The following is an 18332-nucleotide window of genomic DNA, read 5'->3' as shown; positions in this document are numbered from 1 at the left end:
GAAATACCATCAAAGGATACACTCAATCCGTTAATGGATATATAAATTTCATTTTTAGGTGTCAAAACATTAAGGTTTGTAGTGGGAAGGTTTATAAGCGATAGAGGGCCTACCACTTTTTTCAATAGATACTGGTGATTGACAAATAGTGTGATATTATAAAAGTGTGAATAGAAAGTCTAGAAGTAAAAATAAGGATTTCAATAAGAAGGGGTTACTTGATGAAAAAGATAATTGTTATATCTCTGTTAACCTTAGGCTTGTTAGTCGGTTGTCAAAGTTCTTCCCTAAACAATGATGCAACATCGGATACCGGAGCAGTTCGGCCACAAGGATTGGTTCAGCTGGATACAGCAATCGAAAGTACAGATATAAATACAGTGTTACGCGAGTTACATACGCGGGGCATGACAATAATTGATATTAAATTACGAGAAGCACGTGATGTCACTGGTACGAATAGAACTGTTTATGACATTATGTATGAGGAACCATCCGCAGATAACTAAAGGGAAAGTCTTAAAAGATATATGCCGAATTATATTTGGCTTTTTTATGTCAAGATGTTGCCATAATTTTTGAGAATTGACACCGAAACATTAACGTTGTACTTTCGAAACTTTGGATGGTGTTATTACTCGGAGTCATATGTAGGAGGAATTTCATGGCTAACTATGGATATGCTAGGTTTCTGGAATCGGACAAGATCTAGAAGCGTAGTTTCTGTAGTTGGAGAAAGCATCAAGAGCATAATTTTTATCAATTTGTTGGAAGAATTGAAGGCGAAGTTGTATCACGATATCACTCAACAAATTAAATCGAAAGATTTTCAGAACAATTTACTTACTTTGGATTCTAAATTTTATTTAAAGAAATACTTTACAGGGCTGAGTGGCCTAAGGAGGGATTAGATTGATAGATTGGAAAACTGTGGATCCAAGATACTTCGAAAAGTTCATATTTCATTTTTTAAAGGAATTAGGCTTCAGGAATCGGGAGTGGTTTGGCAGAGGTGGCGGTGATCGTGGAAGAGATGTATGCGCGACTTGGTATGAGGAACTGCCATTTGGAATGGGTTACCAAAGAAAATGGATTTTTCAATGTAAACGTTGGAAAACCATGCCCAGCACTGGAGATATATACGAAGAAATTTCTAAAGCAGTCCAACATCAGCCAGATCATTGGGTAATGGTTATCCCACTAGATCCAACCTCAAGTGTAATAGATTATTTCATTAAAATGGAACTAAACTTTGGTATTAAACTATCCATTATACCTTTATCACAGCTAGAAGAAATAATTGTTGAGTTTCCATATTTATTAAGTGTTTTAACAGAAGGTTATATTAGTGAAAGGGGTGGGGCCAATGAAGTTAGAATATGATTACGATGAACGTGTAATTTATGTGAAGAAGTCGGATGAAGATATGGAGATTATAGAAAATAATTCCCCATCAGAACCAGTTATATCATTTGATGAATCCAAAGCTACATATATATCACCGTTAGAATGGGAATCTTTAGGTAGTTTATATTTGATCGACCTAGATACTTTAGAATCGGAAGCATTAATAATACCAAAAGACGATACAAGTGTACCTAAAGAAGTTATTTGGATAGATAATGAAAACCTGGCAATAATTATGGGTTTTGGAAGTGGAACAATCTCAATAGGTGGGAATGTTTTTATTTATAATATATCAACAGATGAATTGAATCAGTTAACACATCATGATTCAAAAATACAAATAACAAATATCAAGTTGAAAGAACCTACAACGTTGCAACTTAAGGGAATAAAATATACTGATGAAAACTTCATGTATTTTGAAGAGTATTTTGAAAAGGTTTCTATTACAAATTAAAGTGCAATTTACGATTTATCAAAAAGAAAGTATAAGTTTATAACTCTTAGTATGATATAATAAGCCCTCATCTATAGAAAGATGGGGGCTATTTTATGCTTACTTACTCTTTTCCTCACGACTTAAAAGCGGGTATTTTTGGGATTGGATTCAAGCGGGTTCTATTCTGGCGTGGAAGTGGTTATTAAAAAGGATGTGAAAAATATTTACAGATCTATTTTTCAGACAATATTTCATGCTCCTTCACCATTTTATAAAATGATGTTTTCTTCATATTTGCTTCTTCCATCGCTTTAACTGCTGTAATTTCTCCAGCCTTCCACTTTTCGTAAGCCAGTATAAAATCATCTGTTATCTTAATTGATGGTCGTCCAAATTTCACACCCTTTACAAGGGCTGAATCAATACCTTCTCGCTGACGTGTTCGTATACGGTCACGTTCGTCTTCCGCAAGCCAAGATAGAACTTGAAGAATAAGGTCTGAAATGAAGTTGCCGATACTATCCTTATATTTTGTAGTATCCAGCAAAGGCATATCAAGTACCACTATATCAGCCCCGATTTCCTTCGTAAGTTCTTGCCACTCGTTTAAAATGTCGTCTTTGCTACGACCAAAGCGGTCCAGGGAATGAATATAAAGAATATCTCCTTTTCTAATCATTCGTTTCATTAATTGATATTGTTCGCGGTGAAAGTTATTACCAGATTGCTTATCTAGAAAAATGTCGCGATCACTAATCCCAATCTTTTTCATTGCTTCCATCTGCCGGCTTTCGTTTTGGTCTTTTGAACTTACCCTGATGTATCCAAACTTACGAGATTCCAAAATAGAACACCCCTTTAAGAACGTTTGTTTCTATAAGTATATATTTCCGTTCGGAAAGTTGCAATGAAATGGGTGAACGTTCGGTAATTGATTATATACTTTTTTGGACGGTTTTAAGCTATGTTTTTGGCAAGTTGCACAGTGTTCGTAAAAGTGTACTTTTATGAACGGAATGAATTGGTTTAGAAAGAAATCAAATGTCACTTTCGAATTTTGGAGAAGCATGTTCAGAAAAGGACGAGTTTTGGAACACAAATTACCGAGTAGCTAAAGGGCACTTTTTTATTTTGTTCGGCAATTGGGCCATTTAAAGAAATAGCGCTCATTGATAAAGATGAAATTATAACGGAGTTGCCATTAGGCTCACTGATTGCATCTATATTCTTTTTTGGTTCGGTGTTGACGTATAAAAAGTTAGAAATAAAGCGAAGTGGAAAAGTAATGAGAATTTTTTTATAAACTAACGAACTATTCCAATCCAATAATAGGGCATGACTGAAGAATAATGAGCAGTCAAGAGAATCTCGAACTAGCGTATATTTAAGGAATTGATTATAAAAGAAAAAGGAAGGCAATCATTCGGCTGATGGAATGATTGCCTTATTTCTAATATCTAGTGCCATAATCAGCATAAGTCTATTGCCTGTTTTAACTAGGCTTTATTTGCTCCATATAATCCTTAATATCGTTTTCAGACATTTCACCTGTTATAATTTTTATAATCTTGCCATCTGGATTAATTAGAAAAGTTGTAGGTAACGGCCGTACGCTATACGCTTCCATAACAACTTTTGTTTTGTCAATGAGGGTGGGGAAGCTCATGCCGTATTGTTTGGCGAAAGTTTGAACTTTCAAATCAGACTCTGCGATATTTACAGCTAATATTTGAACTCCTTGATCTTTATAAACCTCATATTGCCGTCCCATCGCGGGCATTTCCTTTTTACATGGTGCGCACCATGTCCCCCAAAAGTTTAGGAAGACGCCTTGACCTTTATATTTAGAGAGTTGATGGGTCTCACCATTTAAGTCGACCAAAACGAAATCAGGCGCATGATCTCCAACTTTTAATACGTCCTGTTTTTCTTGTGTTAAGCTGTTATATATTGCAAATACAATAGCGACTGTCAACACTATTAAAACCATTAACCGCATAATCAAACGATTCTTCTTTTTATTATTCAACTTACGGCTACTCCCTTCTAGAATTAGCAGGATATGATTACATACCTAAACTATCTTGATTTATGTTAATTACTATACTAAAAATCTGTCAAAAAACTATGCAGTCACAAAGCTGTCATGATTGTGTATAAAAAAAATTATTATACGTCGCTTTCTGCATATTTAATTCATATTTATTCTTTATACTAAAAATCAGGAGAGGGGCGAATGTTCAAGTGAACAGAATCTCGGCCAAGTTAACGGCCTATTTTTTCATTTCGGTACTAATAATGGAAGTATCACTTATTGTTTATCTCCATCAAAGTATCATTCATTCAAGAATTGATGAAGAATTTTCCCGTCTATTGGCAACCGGTTCGAATCATCGTGACGTGCTTGTCGAATATTATTCAGATACAACAATGAAACACATTGTATTGATGGAAAAAGACAGTGACCGAGAAGTTGTCATTACAAATAATCAAGGTGATATACTCCATAGCTCGGGAGAAAATAGAAGTGCCCTAGTTAAATATCTTCCTACAGAAAACGATATGCAATTGAAGAATGATAAGATTCTAGCATCAGACTGGGAAGGGATGCCGTATATCATTAGTGCACATCCCTATAAAGTAGACTCAAGCCATTCAGGTTATGTAATCATGTTTCAAAATACTCGTGCTATCGAACAGTTAGTCGGGAAGTTGAACTTGCATTTTGGAATGGCAGGTGTAACAAGCGTAGTTGCACTATTTATCATTTACGCAATTCTTTCTAAATTTCTTACGCGTCCTTTAATCCGAATGAAAGAAGCGACGGAGAAATTGAGTAAAGGAGATTTCAATGTAAGTCTTCCGTTCATTGGCAATGACGAGCTTGGTGAATTATCAGGCTCTATTCAAAAGCTTGCGGATGATTTGGAACGATTAAAGATGGAAAGGAATGAGTTCTTAGCCTCGATTGCCCATGAATTAAGTACTCCATTGACATACTTAATCGGCTATTCAAAAGTGGCAATGAGACAAGGGGTCAACGAGACGGATCGTAATCACTATCTTTCTATTATTGCGGAAGAGTCAGACCGCATGAAGGAACTCGTTAAAAACTTATTGGATTTAGCAAGAATGGATGAAAATATTTTCACGGTTTCGAAGGAATATTTTAATGCGCGTCCGTTCTTTGAGGATATCTTCAAGCTTGTTGGTCCTTCTTTTAACATGAAGAAACTTAGCCTGGATTTAACATGCGAAGAAGATTTAGAAATCCATGCAGATCCATTGCGATTAGAGCAAATAATGTTGAATTTACTTGATAATGCTTTGAAATATTCAACAGAAAAATCGGTTGTCAAAGTAAAGGTATCTAAGAGCGGGGACAAGTCAGTTATTTCCGTTACAGATTTCGGAATCGGAATCCCGTCCGAAGAGATTGAGTTCATTTTTGAAAACCTTTACCGAGTGGAAAAATCGCGTTCCCGTACATCTGGAGGATCAGGCATTGGTCTGGCAATTGTCAAAGAACTTGTCGAAGCCCACAATGGTAGCATTGAAGTGGAGAGTAGCATAGGAAAAGGGAGTACGTTCACCATTAGTATTTAAGGGGAGGTTAAAAACCTGCATGAGAACAATCTTACTAGTTGACGATGAGCAGAGGATGTTAAATCTCATTGAATTATTTATGATTCCTCATGGCTTTAGATGCATCAAAGAGACAAGCGGAAAGAAGGCATTGGAGATACTTAAGAAGGAAAAGGTTAGCCTTGTGCTTTTGGATGTTATGATGCCGGAAATTGATGGATGGGAAGTGTGTGAAAAAATCCGTGAGTTTTCCGATGTCCCTGTCATAATGTTGACGGCTCGAACCGACAAGCTTGACGTGGTGAAGGGGCTAGGTAGTGGTGCTGATGATTATATTACGAAACCTTTTGATGAAAGAGAGTTGTCGGCAAGGGTACATGCACTATTACGCCGTATCCCCGACGAAGAAAAAGATACAGAAATGATTGTTAACGGTAATTTTAAGCTGGATAAAGAAACGTATTCATTACAATATAATGACTCGAAAGTACCGCTGACACTAAAAGAATTTTATATTATTGAAGCTTTAATTTCGCGCCCAACAAAGACTTTTACGCGGGAACAGTTATTGCATGCTGCATGGGATTATAACACCTATACAGATATCCGGACAGTGGATTCGCATATACGTAATTTAAGGGATAAATTAAAAACTGCGGGGTTTCCCATTGAAGAATTCTTAAAGACGGTATGGGGAATCGGATATAAATGGAGCTAAAGGAGAAGTAGTATGATGAAAAAAATGAGGGTTTTCATGGGATTGCTAGCATTGGTCGTTGTCATGTCAGCTTGTAGTAGTGAAAGTAAAACATATTCTTTTGGAAAAGTGACAAATAACAAATTTGATCATTTGCATGGCTTGGGATATATAAATGGTGGACCTGAATTTGTTATTTCAACTCACGAGGGACTTTACGAATATGACAAAGACGGATGGAAAGAAGCAAATAGCGAAAAGCACGATTATATGGGTTTTCAAGCGGTACGTGAAGGTTTTTTCTCAAGTGGTCATCCAGAACCAGGATCCGACTATAAAAATCCGCTTGGCCTTGTCAAAAGTACAAATAGAGGTGCGAGCTTTGATAAATTAGCATTTTACGGGGAAATTGATTTTCATTACCTTGCAGCGGGCTATGACTCAAACGCCATCTATGTACTCAATGAAATGCCAACCGAAGAGATGACAGGGGGGCTACATTATACTTTGGATGAGGGAACCACTTGGAATAAGGCCACGATGAACGGATTCAATTCGGAATTCATCTCAAATTTGGCTGCTCATCCGTCGCAGAAAGAGATGATTGCAATCGGGAGTAAAGATGGCATATTCCTTTCAAAGGACTACGGCGAAAACTTTGAACTTTTTAATAACGTAAACATGGTTCTATCTGTGACTTTGACTGAAAATGGTGGGTACTATTCAAGCTATGAAAATGAAACAGTACAACTCAAAACATTTACATTTGGTAACGATCAAGAAATGTCTATTCAACTTCCCAATGAAAAAATGAATCCAATTGTCTTTATCGCAGTTAATCCGGATGATAAAAAAGAAATTGTAATTGCAACACATAATAATGATATTTTCCTGACAAAAGATGAAGGGGCTAATTGGGATGCACTTGCTAAAAACGGTAAATTGAAGAAATAATCAAAACGGAAGGTGCTTATTAAATGTATGGATTGATGTCGAAAATCAGTCAAGCAATAACTGAACCAGTCACTATCCTTATACATTCCTTTGAACAATACCCTATTGTTGTTGCGCTACTTTTGGGCTTGGTAGGGGCGGTTGCTCCTTGCCAACTTACAGGAAACATGAGTGCTATAACGTTATATGGAAACCGGACGATTCAAATGAAAGATGACATGGGTGAAATTTTATTCTTTATTATTGGGAAAGTTGCTGTATTCAGTTCTCTAGGGTTACTCGTGTGGTTCTTTGGTGAAACATTTGAAACCTCACTAACAGACTACTTTCCTTTGTTTCGTAAAGTAATAGGCCCGCTTATTATTGTTACCGGTTTTGTATTAATAGGAATTCTTAGGCTAGATTTCCTTCGAAAATTAACGATGCGAATTCCTATACGCTTACGAAATGGGAAATTAGGTTCTTTCATGTTGGGTGCAAGTTTTTCCCTCGCTTTCTGCCCAACAATGTTTGTGCTCTTTTTCCTATGGTTAATGCCATTGGTTGTAACAACTTCTTATGGTTTTGTATTACCTGCTGTTTTCGGTGTAGCAACATCGCTGCCACTTATTGTCCTATTTTTCTTCATATGGTTCTTTGATGCGAAGCGGATCATTATGAAGAGAAGCATGAAGACTGGTAGAATAGTGCAACGTTTGGCTGGTGCTATTCTTATTATTATAGGAATAGCTGATACAATCACTTTTTGGGGAATTTGACTTATAAAACTTATCAAGGCTTTTACATTGTTTTTTTATGTTTTGAGAGGGGATTACTATAGATGTTGGCAGATTTGAACTTGTTTCTTGCATTTGGTGCAGGTTTATTAAACTTTTTATCTCCGTGTACATTACCGCTATATCCAGCTTTCATATCTTATATTACGGGAATGTCGCTCGATGAAATTAACACGGATAAAGGGAAGTTTCGGAAAAGCGGAATCTTCCATACGATTGTATTCCTCATCGGCTTTTCGGCTATCTTTATCTTTCTGGGATATAGCTCATCGCTTATTGGTACGTTTTTTTATCAGTACCAGGATTTGCTCCGACAAATAGGCGCGATTTTTATTGTCATTTTTGGGTTGATGATTCTAGGTTTCTTTACACCAAGTTTTCTTATGAAGGAGAAAAAATTACAGTTTAAGAATAGACCAGCCGGCTATTTTGGTACGTTCCTCATCGGGCTTGCCTTTGCAGCTGGATGGACTCCATGTACAGGACCAATCACGGGTGCTGTTTTCATGATGGCTGCACAAAATCCTGGATTTGGAATGTGGTATATGCTTGTCTATGTTTTAGGGTTTGCAATTCCGTTTTTCCTACTATCGATTTTTATCACTCGCGTTAAATGGATACAAAAATACAACCGAGTAATAACGAAGGTCGGGGGCTACCTTATGATTGCACTCGGTATTCTTCTTTTCTTCGACGGATTAACATATATTATTATTTGGCTAAGTCCATTTTTTGGAGGGTTTATGGGATTCTGATGTATTAAGCTAAATATTTGAAGAATGTAAAAAAAGTCACAACCAATTACGTGAATGTTTTCATTTCATGCCCGCCCTAATCAGCGGGCTTTTTTATTGGGTTTTAATTATCAATTGTAGAAAAAGGTAACACATTAAACATCTTCAATAAATAGGGTCGTTCACATACTCGTCTTATGCGCTCCATAAATATTGCATAATTACTATGTACAATTCAATATAGGAGAATTTATGGAGTTTTGATGTAATGCTAGATGCTTTCATCCATAAATATTAATAATGATGAAGGAGTCAATACAAAATGAGTAAAATTGCATGTCAATGCGGTCACGAAAATCCATTTGGCACGATTCTTTGTGAACGTTGTGGAAGGCCGCAAACAGAAGAAGCGAAAGAAAGTAAGCTTATTGACATGAGATACGAAGGTTCTGCCAGAAGATCGCAGACCTATAAAAGATCTATCATCGATAAAATCTGGAACTTTTTCTCTAGCGTTAAAATAGGCGTCAGCATTATTGTTGCGGTACTTGCCACTTCAGCAATTGGTACCCTGTTTCCGCAAAAGTTATTTATTCCCGCCACAAGGGATGTGGACATAGCAGCCTATTATGAAAAACATTATGGGGTTGCAGGGTTTCTTTATTATAAGCTTGGATTTTACGATATGTACAACAGCTGGTGGTTCATCACGCTAATTGGAATGCTTGGAATTTCCATCATCATCGCCAGCATTGATAGGGTTGTACCTTTATACAAATCATTGAAAAAACAACGCACGAAGCGCCATGTCTCATTCATGAGAAGACAACGGATTTACGGTTCAGGTACAGTTGAAGATCCGGATGCGTCAATGGCTAAAGCAGAAGAAAAATTAAAAGCGCTACGTTACAATGTGAAAACGGAAGACGGGGCGATTTTAGCTGAAAGAGGTCGATTTTCAAGATGGGGTCCATACGTCAACCATACTGGGCTGATTATCTTTCTTCTTGGCGTTCTACTGCGTGGACTTCCAGGTTTTTACGTTGATGAAACACTTTGGCTTCGTGAAGGCGAGACACGTGCCCTCCCAGGTGCACCAGGATACTATTTAAAGAATAATAAATTCATTCTTGAGACCTATTCGAAGGAAGAAGACGAGGTATTTAGTGAAGCAATCGATCGTGTTGGAGCAATCGCAAAAAATTACCAATCAGATGTCACGTTATATAAAGATGTGGAAGGCGGACTTCCTGGTGAGTCCAACAAGTTGGAATTTGTAAAAGATTATTCAATCATCGTTAACAAACCTCTTAATTTTGACGGATTCAATGTTTTTCAGATGGATTACCGTCTGGACGAACTAAAATCAATGACCTTCCAACTAACGGAAAAAAAATCGGACACTTCACTTGGCGAATTTACAATTGATCTTATTAACCCCGAGCCAATTTATCAACTAGGAGAAGGCGTGTATGTGGAACTAAAGGATTTTTATCCGGATTTTGACGGCATTGAAGATGGTGAGCCGAAATCAAAGTCACCAGTACCGAACAATCCTGCCTTCATTTTCAAAATGGTGACACCTTCGAAGCCGGAAGGTGAAATGAGTTTCGTAGCGATACGTCAAACACTCGAAACAGAACAGAATGATTATAAGGCAACATTTATCAGTGCAGAGACACGTGACATTACAGGACTTGTTATACGAAAAGATAAGACGTTGTATGTCTTGTTGCTTGGAGGTATCATTTTTATGATCGGGGTCGCACAAGGATCCTATTGGAATCATAGAAGAATTTGGATTCAAAAGGGCGAAGACAATGAATTAATCCTTGCCGGCCATACAAATAAAAATTGGTTTGGATTAAAAAAGGATTTTGATAAAGTAAATGATTTTGCAAACTTGCCACCTTACGAAGATAGGCAAGATGCTGAGTCCAGTTTGGATGAAGTGAAAGGGGACAACTCATAATGGAACTTGCGTCTTTAAGTGCGAATTTATTGCTCATCTCATTTATCGCGTATCTTATTGCAATGATGTTTTTCGGCGGGGCGGTAAAAGGTTCAAAGTCGGAAGCCACATATAAATACAATCGATGGGGAAATATTGCAATTGTTATTACAATCATCGGTTTTATATCGCATTTGGGGTACTTTGTTACACGTTGGATTGCTTCTGGGCATGTACCGGTAAGTAATATGTTTGAATTCACGACTGCCTTTGGAATGCTGATTGTAGGAGCGTTCATCTTATTGTTTTTCCTTTACAGGACACCATCACTAGGCCTGTTTGCGTTGCCACTTGCAGTCATTATCATTGGATATGCAAGTATGTTTCCGAGGGAACTTTCTCCGCTAATCCCGGCATTAAAAAGCTATTGGTTGACGGTGCATGTAATTACAGCGGCAATCGGTGAGGCGATACTTGCAATTAGTGCAGTTGCAGGCCTTGTTTTTCTATTAAAAAATATCGACATGACGAAAAAGTCTAAACAACGTTTCTGGTTGGAATCGGTTATGTTCACACTAATTCTCGTTGTCGGTTTTATTTTGTCATCTTCGACGTTTGCTGTCATGGGATATGAAGCAAAATTTACTTATATTAATCAAAAAGAAGAACTAGCTCAAATTGTATATAATTATCCGCCGTTATTCGGCATGAATGAGTACGAATCGCTTACACCGGATAAGATGACACCAATTGCTGAGATGCCTGCAATCATCAATGGAAAGACATTGACGACGCTTGTATGGTCAATTGCAACGGGTAGCGTTCTCTATTTATTGCTTAGACTTATTTTGCGTCGTCCAATTGCAACGCTATTACAGCCGTTCGCAAAAAAGGCGAATTCTCAAATCATGGATGAAATAGGTTACCGTTCTGTCTTAATTGGATTCCCAGTATTCACACTTGGAGCGCTAGTTTTCGCAATGATTTGGGCACATGAAGCATGGTCTAGATTTTGGGGATGGGACCCTAAAGAAGTATGGGCACTCATCACATGGCTATTCTATGCGGCTTATCTTCACCTAAGGCTCTCACGAGGGTGGGAAGGCGAAAAATCGGCTTGGCTCGCGGTCATAGGTTTCATCATCATTATGTTTAATCTCATTGCCGTGAACTTGATTATCGCGGGGTTGCATTCATACGCATAACAAGGCAAATCTCCGATATATAAAATCGGAAAGGGAGAGGTTAATACATGGTTAATCTACTTACAATAAATCCGGTAGCATTTTCGCTTGGGGTGTTCGAAGTCCGTTGGTACGGGATTTTAATTGCCCTTGGCATCGTCCTAGCTTTTATAGTTGTTCAGAAAGAAATGGTAAAACGCGGTATGCATCCGGATTTTCTTACGGATCTACTTATATGGGCGGTTCCGATTTCAATCATCAGTGCCAGGATTTATTATGTCATTTTCTCGTGGGATTATTATAAAAACAATCTGGGGCAAATCATTCAAATTTGGGAGGGCGGCATTGCTATCCATGGGGCACTGATCGGTGCTTTTATTACGACGTATATTTACACCAAGATTCGCGGCGTTTCATTTTGGAAAACGGTTGACATTGCAGTGGCAGGGCTTCTAATAGGACAAATTATCGGTCGGTGGGGCAATTTCATGAACCAGGAGGCACACGGAGGACCTGTTTCGGAGAAGTTCCTTGAGACAACAATCATCCCAGATTGGATCATGAACCAAATGACAATCGAAGGCGTGACTTATCATCCGACGTTCCTTTACGAATCATTATGGAACATTGTTGGATTAATCATTATTATCTTGTTACGAAATGTCAAATTGAAGCGTGGCGAAATGTTTTTGTTCTACCTTGTGTGGTATTCTGTCGGGCGATTCTTCATCGAGGGTATGAGGACGGATAGTTTATATGTCGTCGGTGAACTTAGGGCGGCCCAACTTGTTTCCGTTTTGGCGATTGTAATCGCCATCATCATTCTTATTATCAGGCGTTATATTCAAAAAGTGGATGTCAATTACGAAGATGAATAGACAGGAACTTTGAAAGCATTTTTTAAAAAACAACATTTTTTTATTTAGAAGTCACAAAACTCCATGGAGAATTCCCCATGGAGTTTTTGCATCGGATAATGTTATTTAATAATCACCACATCAAAGCTTCAACAAACGTGCATTAATTGCTACGATAACAGTACTTAAAGACATTAGTATAGCACCGACTGCTGGGCTTAGAACAATTCCAAACTTATAGAGAGCACCTGCAGCCAACGGGATTGCAAGAATATTATATCCGGCAGCCCACCACAAGTTTTGCGTCATTTTGCGATAGGTAGCCCTTGAAAGCTTTATAATATTTACAACATCAAGCGGATTGCTTTTGACAAGAACGACATCAGCTGTTTCGATGGCTACATCAGTTCCAGCACCTACAGCAATGCCTAGATCCGCTTTTGCAAGAGCAGGGGCATCATTCACCCCATCTCCTGTCATAGCAGTTCGAAGACGTTCAACTTTTTGAATATGCTCTATCTTTTCGGACTTTTCATGTGGAAGGACTTCGGCAAAAATTTCTTCCATTCCAAGTTGTTCGCCTATATAATGTGCCACCTTTAAATTATCGCCGGTCAGCATGATTGATTTGATGTCCATTTCTTTTAGCTTGATGATGGCATCTACAGCTGTTTCACGAACAATATCTGCAAGGGCAATCATTCCGGCAAGTTTGTTTTCAACTAACGTGAATACCACCGTTTTTCCTTCCGATGACCACTCATTGAATTGAACTTCATCAAATTCAAGATTCAGTTCTTTCACATAGCCTGGACTGACGACTAAGACCTGCTTTCCATCTACCGTCCCTTCCAGACCTTTTCCGGTCAATGATTGGAAATTCTTCACTTGTCGAAGAGGTATACCCATTTCTTCTGCTTTCCTAGTTACGCCTTTTGCAAGAGGATGTTGGGATTGAGCCTCGACTGCAGCAGCATAGGAAATGACATCTTCTTCACCAAAATCTCCAAATGTGTAGATATTCGTTACACCGAACTCACCTTTTGTAAGTGTACCTGTTTTATCAAAAACGACCGCTTCAATATTTCGAGCGCCTTCAAAAGCTGCCCGATTTCGTATGAGAAGTCCATTTTTAGCAGCAATGGATGTTGAGACAGCGACCACTAACGGAGCTGCCAGCCCTAAAGCATGTGGACACGCTATGATTAGAACAGTTACCATTCTTTCCATGGCGAATGAAACGGGATAGCCAAGTGAAATCCAGATTAAGAAAGTAATCAGACCTGCCGCCAGTGCACCGTAGAACAACCACTTTGCAGCCCTGTTGGCAAGGTCCTGAGCCCGTGATTTGGATTCTTGAGCTTCCTTAACTAAGGTAATTACTTGTGAAAGATAAGTTTCATTACCGGTCTTCATAACGGAAATAACAAGCGAACCTTCACCGTTTATCGATCCGCCAATGGCCTCCAAACCCGCTTCTTTTTCAACGGGAACCGATTCGCCTGTCAGCATTGACTCATCAATTGTCGATTTACCTTCAAGTATTTGTCCATCGACCGGCACCTTCTCGCCGGGCTTGACGAGTACATGATCACCTTGTTTCAACTCCGTTACGTCAACTTCTGTAATATTTCCATTTTCATCGATAAGATGAGCTTCAGAAGGCATCAACTTGGCTAGCTCTTCTAAAGCTTTTGAAGCACCCATTACAGAACGCATCTCAATCCAGTGACCGAGTAGCATAATGTCAACTAGTGTAGCCAGTTCCCAAAAGAAATCATTCTCTGCAAAACCGAACACTGCAGCCGTGCTGTACACATATGCCACGATAATAGCCAAGGAAATCAGTGTCATCATGCCAGGGTTTCTATCTTTAAGTTCATCCTTTGCCCCCGTGAGGAAAGGCCATCCCCCATAAAAGAATACAAACGTTGACAGTGCGAATAAAATGTACAAGTCTCCTGTAAAACGCCAGTCAACATCAAGAAACATCTGAATCATCGGAGAGAGAATCAAAATTGGAACGGTTACAATTAAGGAAATATAAAATCGCTTTTTAAAATCCTCAACCATATGTGCATGATGATTATGGTGATCGTGATGTTCCTCGTGCGAATGCATAACCTCTTGATTATGGTTCTCATCAATTTTATGATGATTATCCGGCTCGTGGTGATGGTGTGAATGATTTGGCATACAATTAACTCCTTTCTAATTTGTCAAACTACAAGTATATCTTCAGTATACCTATTAAATATGCAGGAACTATGCAAAATCTACGTTGTTTCTATAATAGGAAATATAGGATTATACTCACATATTTGTAATTTAGCCTTTACATATCACATACCCTTATAAGGTATATAACCATTCATTGGAATATGGAAACATAAATAAACTTCTAGTTTAAAAAAGGCGGGGGATTAATGGGGAACTATGAATTATTCATATTAGGTTCGCTTGGTTTGTTAACACTTTTTGTCGTTACATTAGCGATAAATTGGAAGAAAACATTACGAAATATGCACGGAATGATGATTTCAATGTTCTTTGGAATGAATGTCGGTTTGACTGCTGGCGTTCTGTTAGGTGTAACTTATCAAGGAGATTTATATTCTTCGACAATACTATCCATGGTTATAGGTGTACTTGCAGGTTCCTTATGCGGGTTTTGTTTCGGGATACTCCCCGTGTTAGAAGGAGTAATGGCTGGGTTGATGGGCGGCATGATGGGGGCAATGGTTGGCGAAATGATTAATGTAAACCAGTCAATCAATTTGATACAGATATTTTTATTTCTGTCCATTAGTACAATTTTTGTTATGGCCATTTTAAAAACTTCAAAAAAAACTAAAATAGAAAATAAACGGTGGTTATTAAAACCGCTCTTACTTTCAATTTTTATCGCAGTGTATTTTATAGCTGGAAATTCATTGGCGGAAGAGAACGAAAAAATGATGAATTCGGAAACACAACATAGTGAGCACTCACCGACAAGTAATAATACAGAGGAACTTAATACGAATAGTCAAGTTATTGATATAGAAACGGTTGAAATGAAATACTCGAAAAATGAAGTTATTGTTGAAAAGGATAAACCAGTCACATTAACTCTCAAAAATCTAGATACGGTTGAGCATGACATTGAAATCAAGACTTCCTCCTTTAACAAGATAAAGGGATCCAAACATAATCATGGGGGAGATAATAACTTGTTACATTTGCATGCAGCACCTAAAAAAACGGAGACTCTAACATTTACTGTAACTGAATCTGGCGTCTATGAATTTTATTGTACTATTCCTGGACACAAGGAATCAGGGATGATTGGACGATTTATTGTAAGTTAAATAATCTTGCTTACCTAGGCTGCATATATTGGTATACGGAGGGTTGTCCATGAAAAAGTCGTTGAAAATTTGGAGTTCACTCATCTTCATCCTTTTTATTATACCTATCATTTTAGAACAGATTCCAAGTGCAATACCAAAAGATGTAGCAGTTGTTCCAATTGATGAGCAAAAAATAGTTTATGCAGCAAATATCTTCGAAACGGAATCTGAAGTACAAACAGACATGCGTGCCCTTTTATACAATACTCATTCACATGAAGCATTTGAACCTATCACTCAAAAGCATGATGGGAAAATTGCGGTTTCCCATCAGGAAGTGAATATTATGGCTCTCAGTGAAAAAGTAAAAACCCAATTGGAGTTTAATGGAGTGGGGACGGATATTATTGATGTTGATGTTACGGCAGAAATGAATAAAGTAGGGATTCCGTATCATAAATCGTATGATGTCGTTCGGCCATATGTACAGAAAGCCTTGAACGATGCGGTTTACGACATTATACTCGATATTCACCGGGACTCACTTAAAGCGGATAGGACAACAGTCACTTATAAGGGGGAAAAGTTTGCGCAAGTCGTTTTTGTTATCGGGGGTGACCACGCTAATTTCAAATTGAATCAAGAACTGGCTGAAAAAATGATGTTTGAAATGGAACAGATAGTGCCGAATATAACAAAGAATATCGTATTCAAATCAGGTCATGGGGTGGATGGAAAGTATAATCAGGACCTTCATGAGCGGCTTATTCTCGTTGAAATAGGTGGTATTGGTAATGATGAAGCGGAACTGAACAGGACATCAGTCGTACTTGCGGAAGCTGTTTTTCAGACGTTAATAAGTGAAGCGCAGTCTACAAAATAATTTTGCTTGGGCTATGCAATAAAGAAGAAATTCAAAAGAAATGAATGAGAATAATGACTTGGTTTGAAAACAGTTAAGCCCTTAGTAACTTGAATAGAAGTTACTGAGGGCTTTAACTAGATTAATCGCATGAGCAGCGTATTTATTTTGATATTAAGATAACCATATGTACTGAGTAAACTCAGATTTTGGTTAGGGAAATATATTGCTTTTCGCAAAACGTCTAACTGGAGGGACAATTGTGAGTAAACCGACTGTAAATATGGTATTAACTGTTTTAATTATCGGCATACTGATCTTGATCGCTAATTCAAAACAGGAAACAAAGGGGCCAATCGATACAATTGTTGTTGGGGCGGAAAGTACGACGATTGGGTACGAATCAGGACTTGAAAATGGAAAGACTCCACCTGATTTTGAACTCCTCACGCTTTCAGGTGACGTAATAAAACTGACGGACTATAAAGGACAAAAAGTTGTTCTAAATTTCTGGGCGTCGTGGTGCGGTCCGTGTAAGGCGGAAATGCCGCATATGCAAAATTACTATGAAAATCATAAGGATTCTGCAAACGTAGAAATCATTGCAGTTAATATGACTACGGAAGAGCGAGGGCTCGTGAGCATCGAGAAATTTGTCGATGCGTATGGGCTAACATTTCCGATTCCGCTTGATAATGATGGTGAAGTAATGGATAAGTATAGGATTATGACAATTCCTACGACGTATATGATTAGCACAGACGGGACAATTAAGCAAAAGATTATTGGGCCGATGGACGAAAAAACGATAAAAGAACTTGTTGATAATCTTGATTAAATGAAACCGGATCAATGATGTTTTTTGTAGTAGTAGATGCGTACTTATATAATTGACCTTCAAAAAATAAAATGTTAGTATAGGGTTACGGGGTATGTGTACGTGTAATTACTTGTTAAGGGGGGAGAATCATGCAGGAAACAACAAAAACAACAGTCCAGCCAAATAAACAACAGCTTCTAAACCGTTTAAAGCGCATTGAAGGGCAAGTGAGAGGTATTCATCAGATGGTCGAAAATGACCGTTATTGTGTGGATATTTTACATCAAATCAGCGCCATTCAATCAGCTATGAATAAGGTTTCCTTGGCCTTGCTTGAAGATCATACACATCATTGTGTAGCAAATGCGATTAAAGGGCAGGATGGTGAATCAGCTATTAAGGAATTAATGGCTGTTATGAAAACGATGACGAAATAAACGACTAAAAAACTTTATTTATCACTTGACATACTGTACGGGGGTATTGTATAATTGAATTGAAAACTGAACAGGAGGTCGTCAAAATGATAGAAACATTAAAAGTACAAGGAATGTCATGTAATCATTGCGTCAAGTCAGTCGAAGGTAGTGTGGGCAATCTAACAGGTGTTTCTTCCGTGAAAGTGGATCTTGGCAGTGGTGATGTTTCAATAGAGTTTGATAGTGAGAAAACATCATTAGATCAGATTAAAGAAACAATCGAAGAGCAAGGGTATGACATCGTTTAATTTCGGA

At 38.0% G+C, this 18332-nt stretch carries 19 protein-coding genes; 16 read left to right on the top strand and 3 right to left on the bottom strand.

The window, feature by feature from the left end; translation table 11 throughout:
* The first annotated feature begins 221 nt into the window (after positions 1-221).
* From JSQ81_RS07580 to JSQ81_RS07570, 3 genes are all read left to right on the top strand, one after another.
* Positions 222-509 (top strand): hypothetical protein, encoded by a 288-nt coding sequence (locus JSQ81_RS07580; protein ID WP_212607052.1) that lies wholly within the window; start codon positions 222-224, stop codon positions 507-509.
* Positions 510-912: 403 nt separating this feature from the next.
* Complete coding sequence (locus tag JSQ81_RS07575; RefSeq protein WP_212607051.1) at positions 913-1383, top strand: restriction endonuclease; 471 nt, start codon at positions 913-915, stop codon at positions 1381-1383.
* Entirely contained in the window at positions 1367-1864 is a 498-nt protein-coding gene (locus JSQ81_RS07570) for a DUF4652 domain-containing protein (RefSeq protein ID WP_212607050.1), read from the top strand. Before JSQ81_RS07575 ends, JSQ81_RS07570 begins: the two co-directional genes overlap by 17 nt.
* 214 nt (positions 1865-2078) lie before the next feature.
* Here the strand turns inward: JSQ81_RS07570 and JSQ81_RS07565 are convergent, their stop codons facing one another.
* Positions 2079-2690: a recombinase family protein gene (locus JSQ81_RS07565; RefSeq protein WP_212607049.1), complete on the bottom strand. Its 612-nt coding sequence runs from the start codon at positions 2688-2690 to the stop codon at positions 2079-2081.
* 648 nt (positions 2691-3338) lie between these two features.
* On the bottom strand, positions 3339-3875 hold the full coding sequence (gene resA / locus JSQ81_RS07560; RefSeq protein ID WP_212607048.1) for a thiol-disulfide oxidoreductase ResA: 537 nt from the start codon (positions 3873-3875) through the stop codon (positions 3339-3341).
* A 215-nt stretch (positions 3876-4090) separates the two neighbouring features.
* Here resA and JSQ81_RS07555 point away from each other — a divergent pair, with 215 nt between their 5' ends.
* From JSQ81_RS07555 to lgt, 8 genes are all read left to right on the top strand, one after another.
* Complete coding sequence (locus JSQ81_RS07555; RefSeq protein WP_212607047.1) at positions 4091-5452, top strand: HAMP domain-containing sensor histidine kinase; 1362 nt, start codon at positions 4091-4093, stop codon at positions 5450-5452.
* Positions 5453-5471: 19 nt separating this feature from the next.
* Positions 5472-6149 (top strand): response regulator transcription factor, encoded by a 678-nt coding sequence (locus JSQ81_RS07550; protein WP_212607046.1) that lies wholly within the window; start codon positions 5472-5474, stop codon positions 6147-6149.
* A 15-nt stretch (positions 6150-6164) separates the two neighbouring features.
* On the top strand, positions 6165-7082 hold the full coding sequence (locus JSQ81_RS07545) for a F510_1955 family glycosylhydrolase (protein ID WP_249336671.1): 918 nt from the start codon (positions 6165-6167) through the stop codon (positions 7080-7082).
* Positions 7083-7105: 23 nt separating this feature from the next.
* The gene (locus JSQ81_RS07540) at positions 7106-7840 is read left to right on the top strand and encodes an urease accessory protein UreH domain-containing protein (RefSeq protein ID WP_212607044.1); all 735 of its coding nucleotides are present in this window, start codon (positions 7106-7108) and stop codon (positions 7838-7840) included.
* A 62-nt stretch (positions 7841-7902) separates the two neighbouring features.
* Complete coding sequence (locus JSQ81_RS07535; RefSeq protein WP_305849484.1) at positions 7903-8613, top strand: cytochrome c biogenesis CcdA family protein; 711 nt, start codon at positions 7903-7905, stop codon at positions 8611-8613.
* Positions 8614-8914: 301 nt separating this feature from the next.
* Positions 8915-10564 carry a cytochrome c biogenesis protein ResB gene (locus JSQ81_RS07530; RefSeq protein WP_212607043.1) on the top strand — a complete coding sequence of 550 codons (1650 nt, stop codon included), beginning with the start codon at positions 8915-8917 and terminating at the stop codon, positions 10562-10564.
* Positions 10564-11748, top strand: coding sequence for a c-type cytochrome biogenesis protein CcsB (ccsB, locus tag JSQ81_RS07525; RefSeq protein WP_212607042.1), 1185 nt, complete (start codon positions 10564-10566; stop codon positions 11746-11748). Before JSQ81_RS07530 ends, ccsB begins: the two co-directional genes overlap by 1 nt.
* A gap of 47 nt (positions 11749-11795) precedes the next feature.
* The gene (gene lgt / locus JSQ81_RS07520; protein WP_212607041.1) at positions 11796-12605 is read left to right on the top strand and encodes a prolipoprotein diacylglyceryl transferase; all 810 of its coding nucleotides are present in this window, start codon (positions 11796-11798) and stop codon (positions 12603-12605) included.
* Positions 12606-12725: 120 nt separating this feature from the next.
* Here lgt and JSQ81_RS07515 read toward each other — a convergent pair whose 3' ends face one another.
* Positions 12726-14780: a copper-translocating P-type ATPase gene (locus JSQ81_RS07515; protein ID WP_212607040.1), complete on the bottom strand. Its 2055-nt coding sequence runs from the start codon at positions 14778-14780 to the stop codon at positions 12726-12728.
* A 230-nt stretch (positions 14781-15010) separates the two neighbouring features.
* Here JSQ81_RS07515 and JSQ81_RS07510 point away from each other — a divergent pair, with 230 nt between their 5' ends.
* The 5 genes from JSQ81_RS07510 (at position 15011) to copZ (ending at position 18325) form a co-directional block, all read left to right on the top strand.
* On the top strand, positions 15011-15934 hold the full coding sequence (locus tag JSQ81_RS07510) for a plastocyanin/azurin family copper-binding protein (protein ID WP_212607039.1): 924 nt from the start codon (positions 15011-15013) through the stop codon (positions 15932-15934).
* 49 nt (positions 15935-15983) lie between these two features.
* Positions 15984-16799 (top strand): stage II sporulation protein P, encoded by an 816-nt coding sequence (spoIIP, locus tag JSQ81_RS07505; protein WP_212607038.1) that lies wholly within the window; start codon positions 15984-15986, stop codon positions 16797-16799.
* A gap of 241 nt (positions 16800-17040) precedes the next feature.
* Positions 17041-17616 carry a redoxin domain-containing protein gene (locus tag JSQ81_RS07500; RefSeq protein ID WP_212607037.1) on the top strand — a complete coding sequence of 192 codons (576 nt, stop codon included), beginning with the start codon at positions 17041-17043 and terminating at the stop codon, positions 17614-17616.
* A gap of 131 nt (positions 17617-17747) precedes the next feature.
* Complete coding sequence (locus JSQ81_RS07495; protein ID WP_212607036.1) at positions 17748-18035, top strand: metal-sensitive transcriptional regulator; 288 nt, start codon at positions 17748-17750, stop codon at positions 18033-18035.
* 86 nt (positions 18036-18121) lie between these two features.
* On the top strand, positions 18122-18325 hold the full coding sequence (gene copZ, locus JSQ81_RS07490; protein ID WP_246880412.1) for a copper chaperone CopZ: 204 nt from the start codon (positions 18122-18124) through the stop codon (positions 18323-18325).
* The last annotated feature ends 7 nt before the right edge of the window (positions 18326-18332 follow it).

The sequence above is a fragment of the Sporosarcina sp. Marseille-Q4063 genome, assembly GCF_018309085.1.
Lineage (GTDB): Bacteria > Bacillota > Bacilli > Bacillales_A > Planococcaceae > Sporosarcina.
The sequence above is the reverse complement of the archived record's forward strand: the minus strand, read 5'-3'. Positions and strand labels throughout refer to the sequence as shown.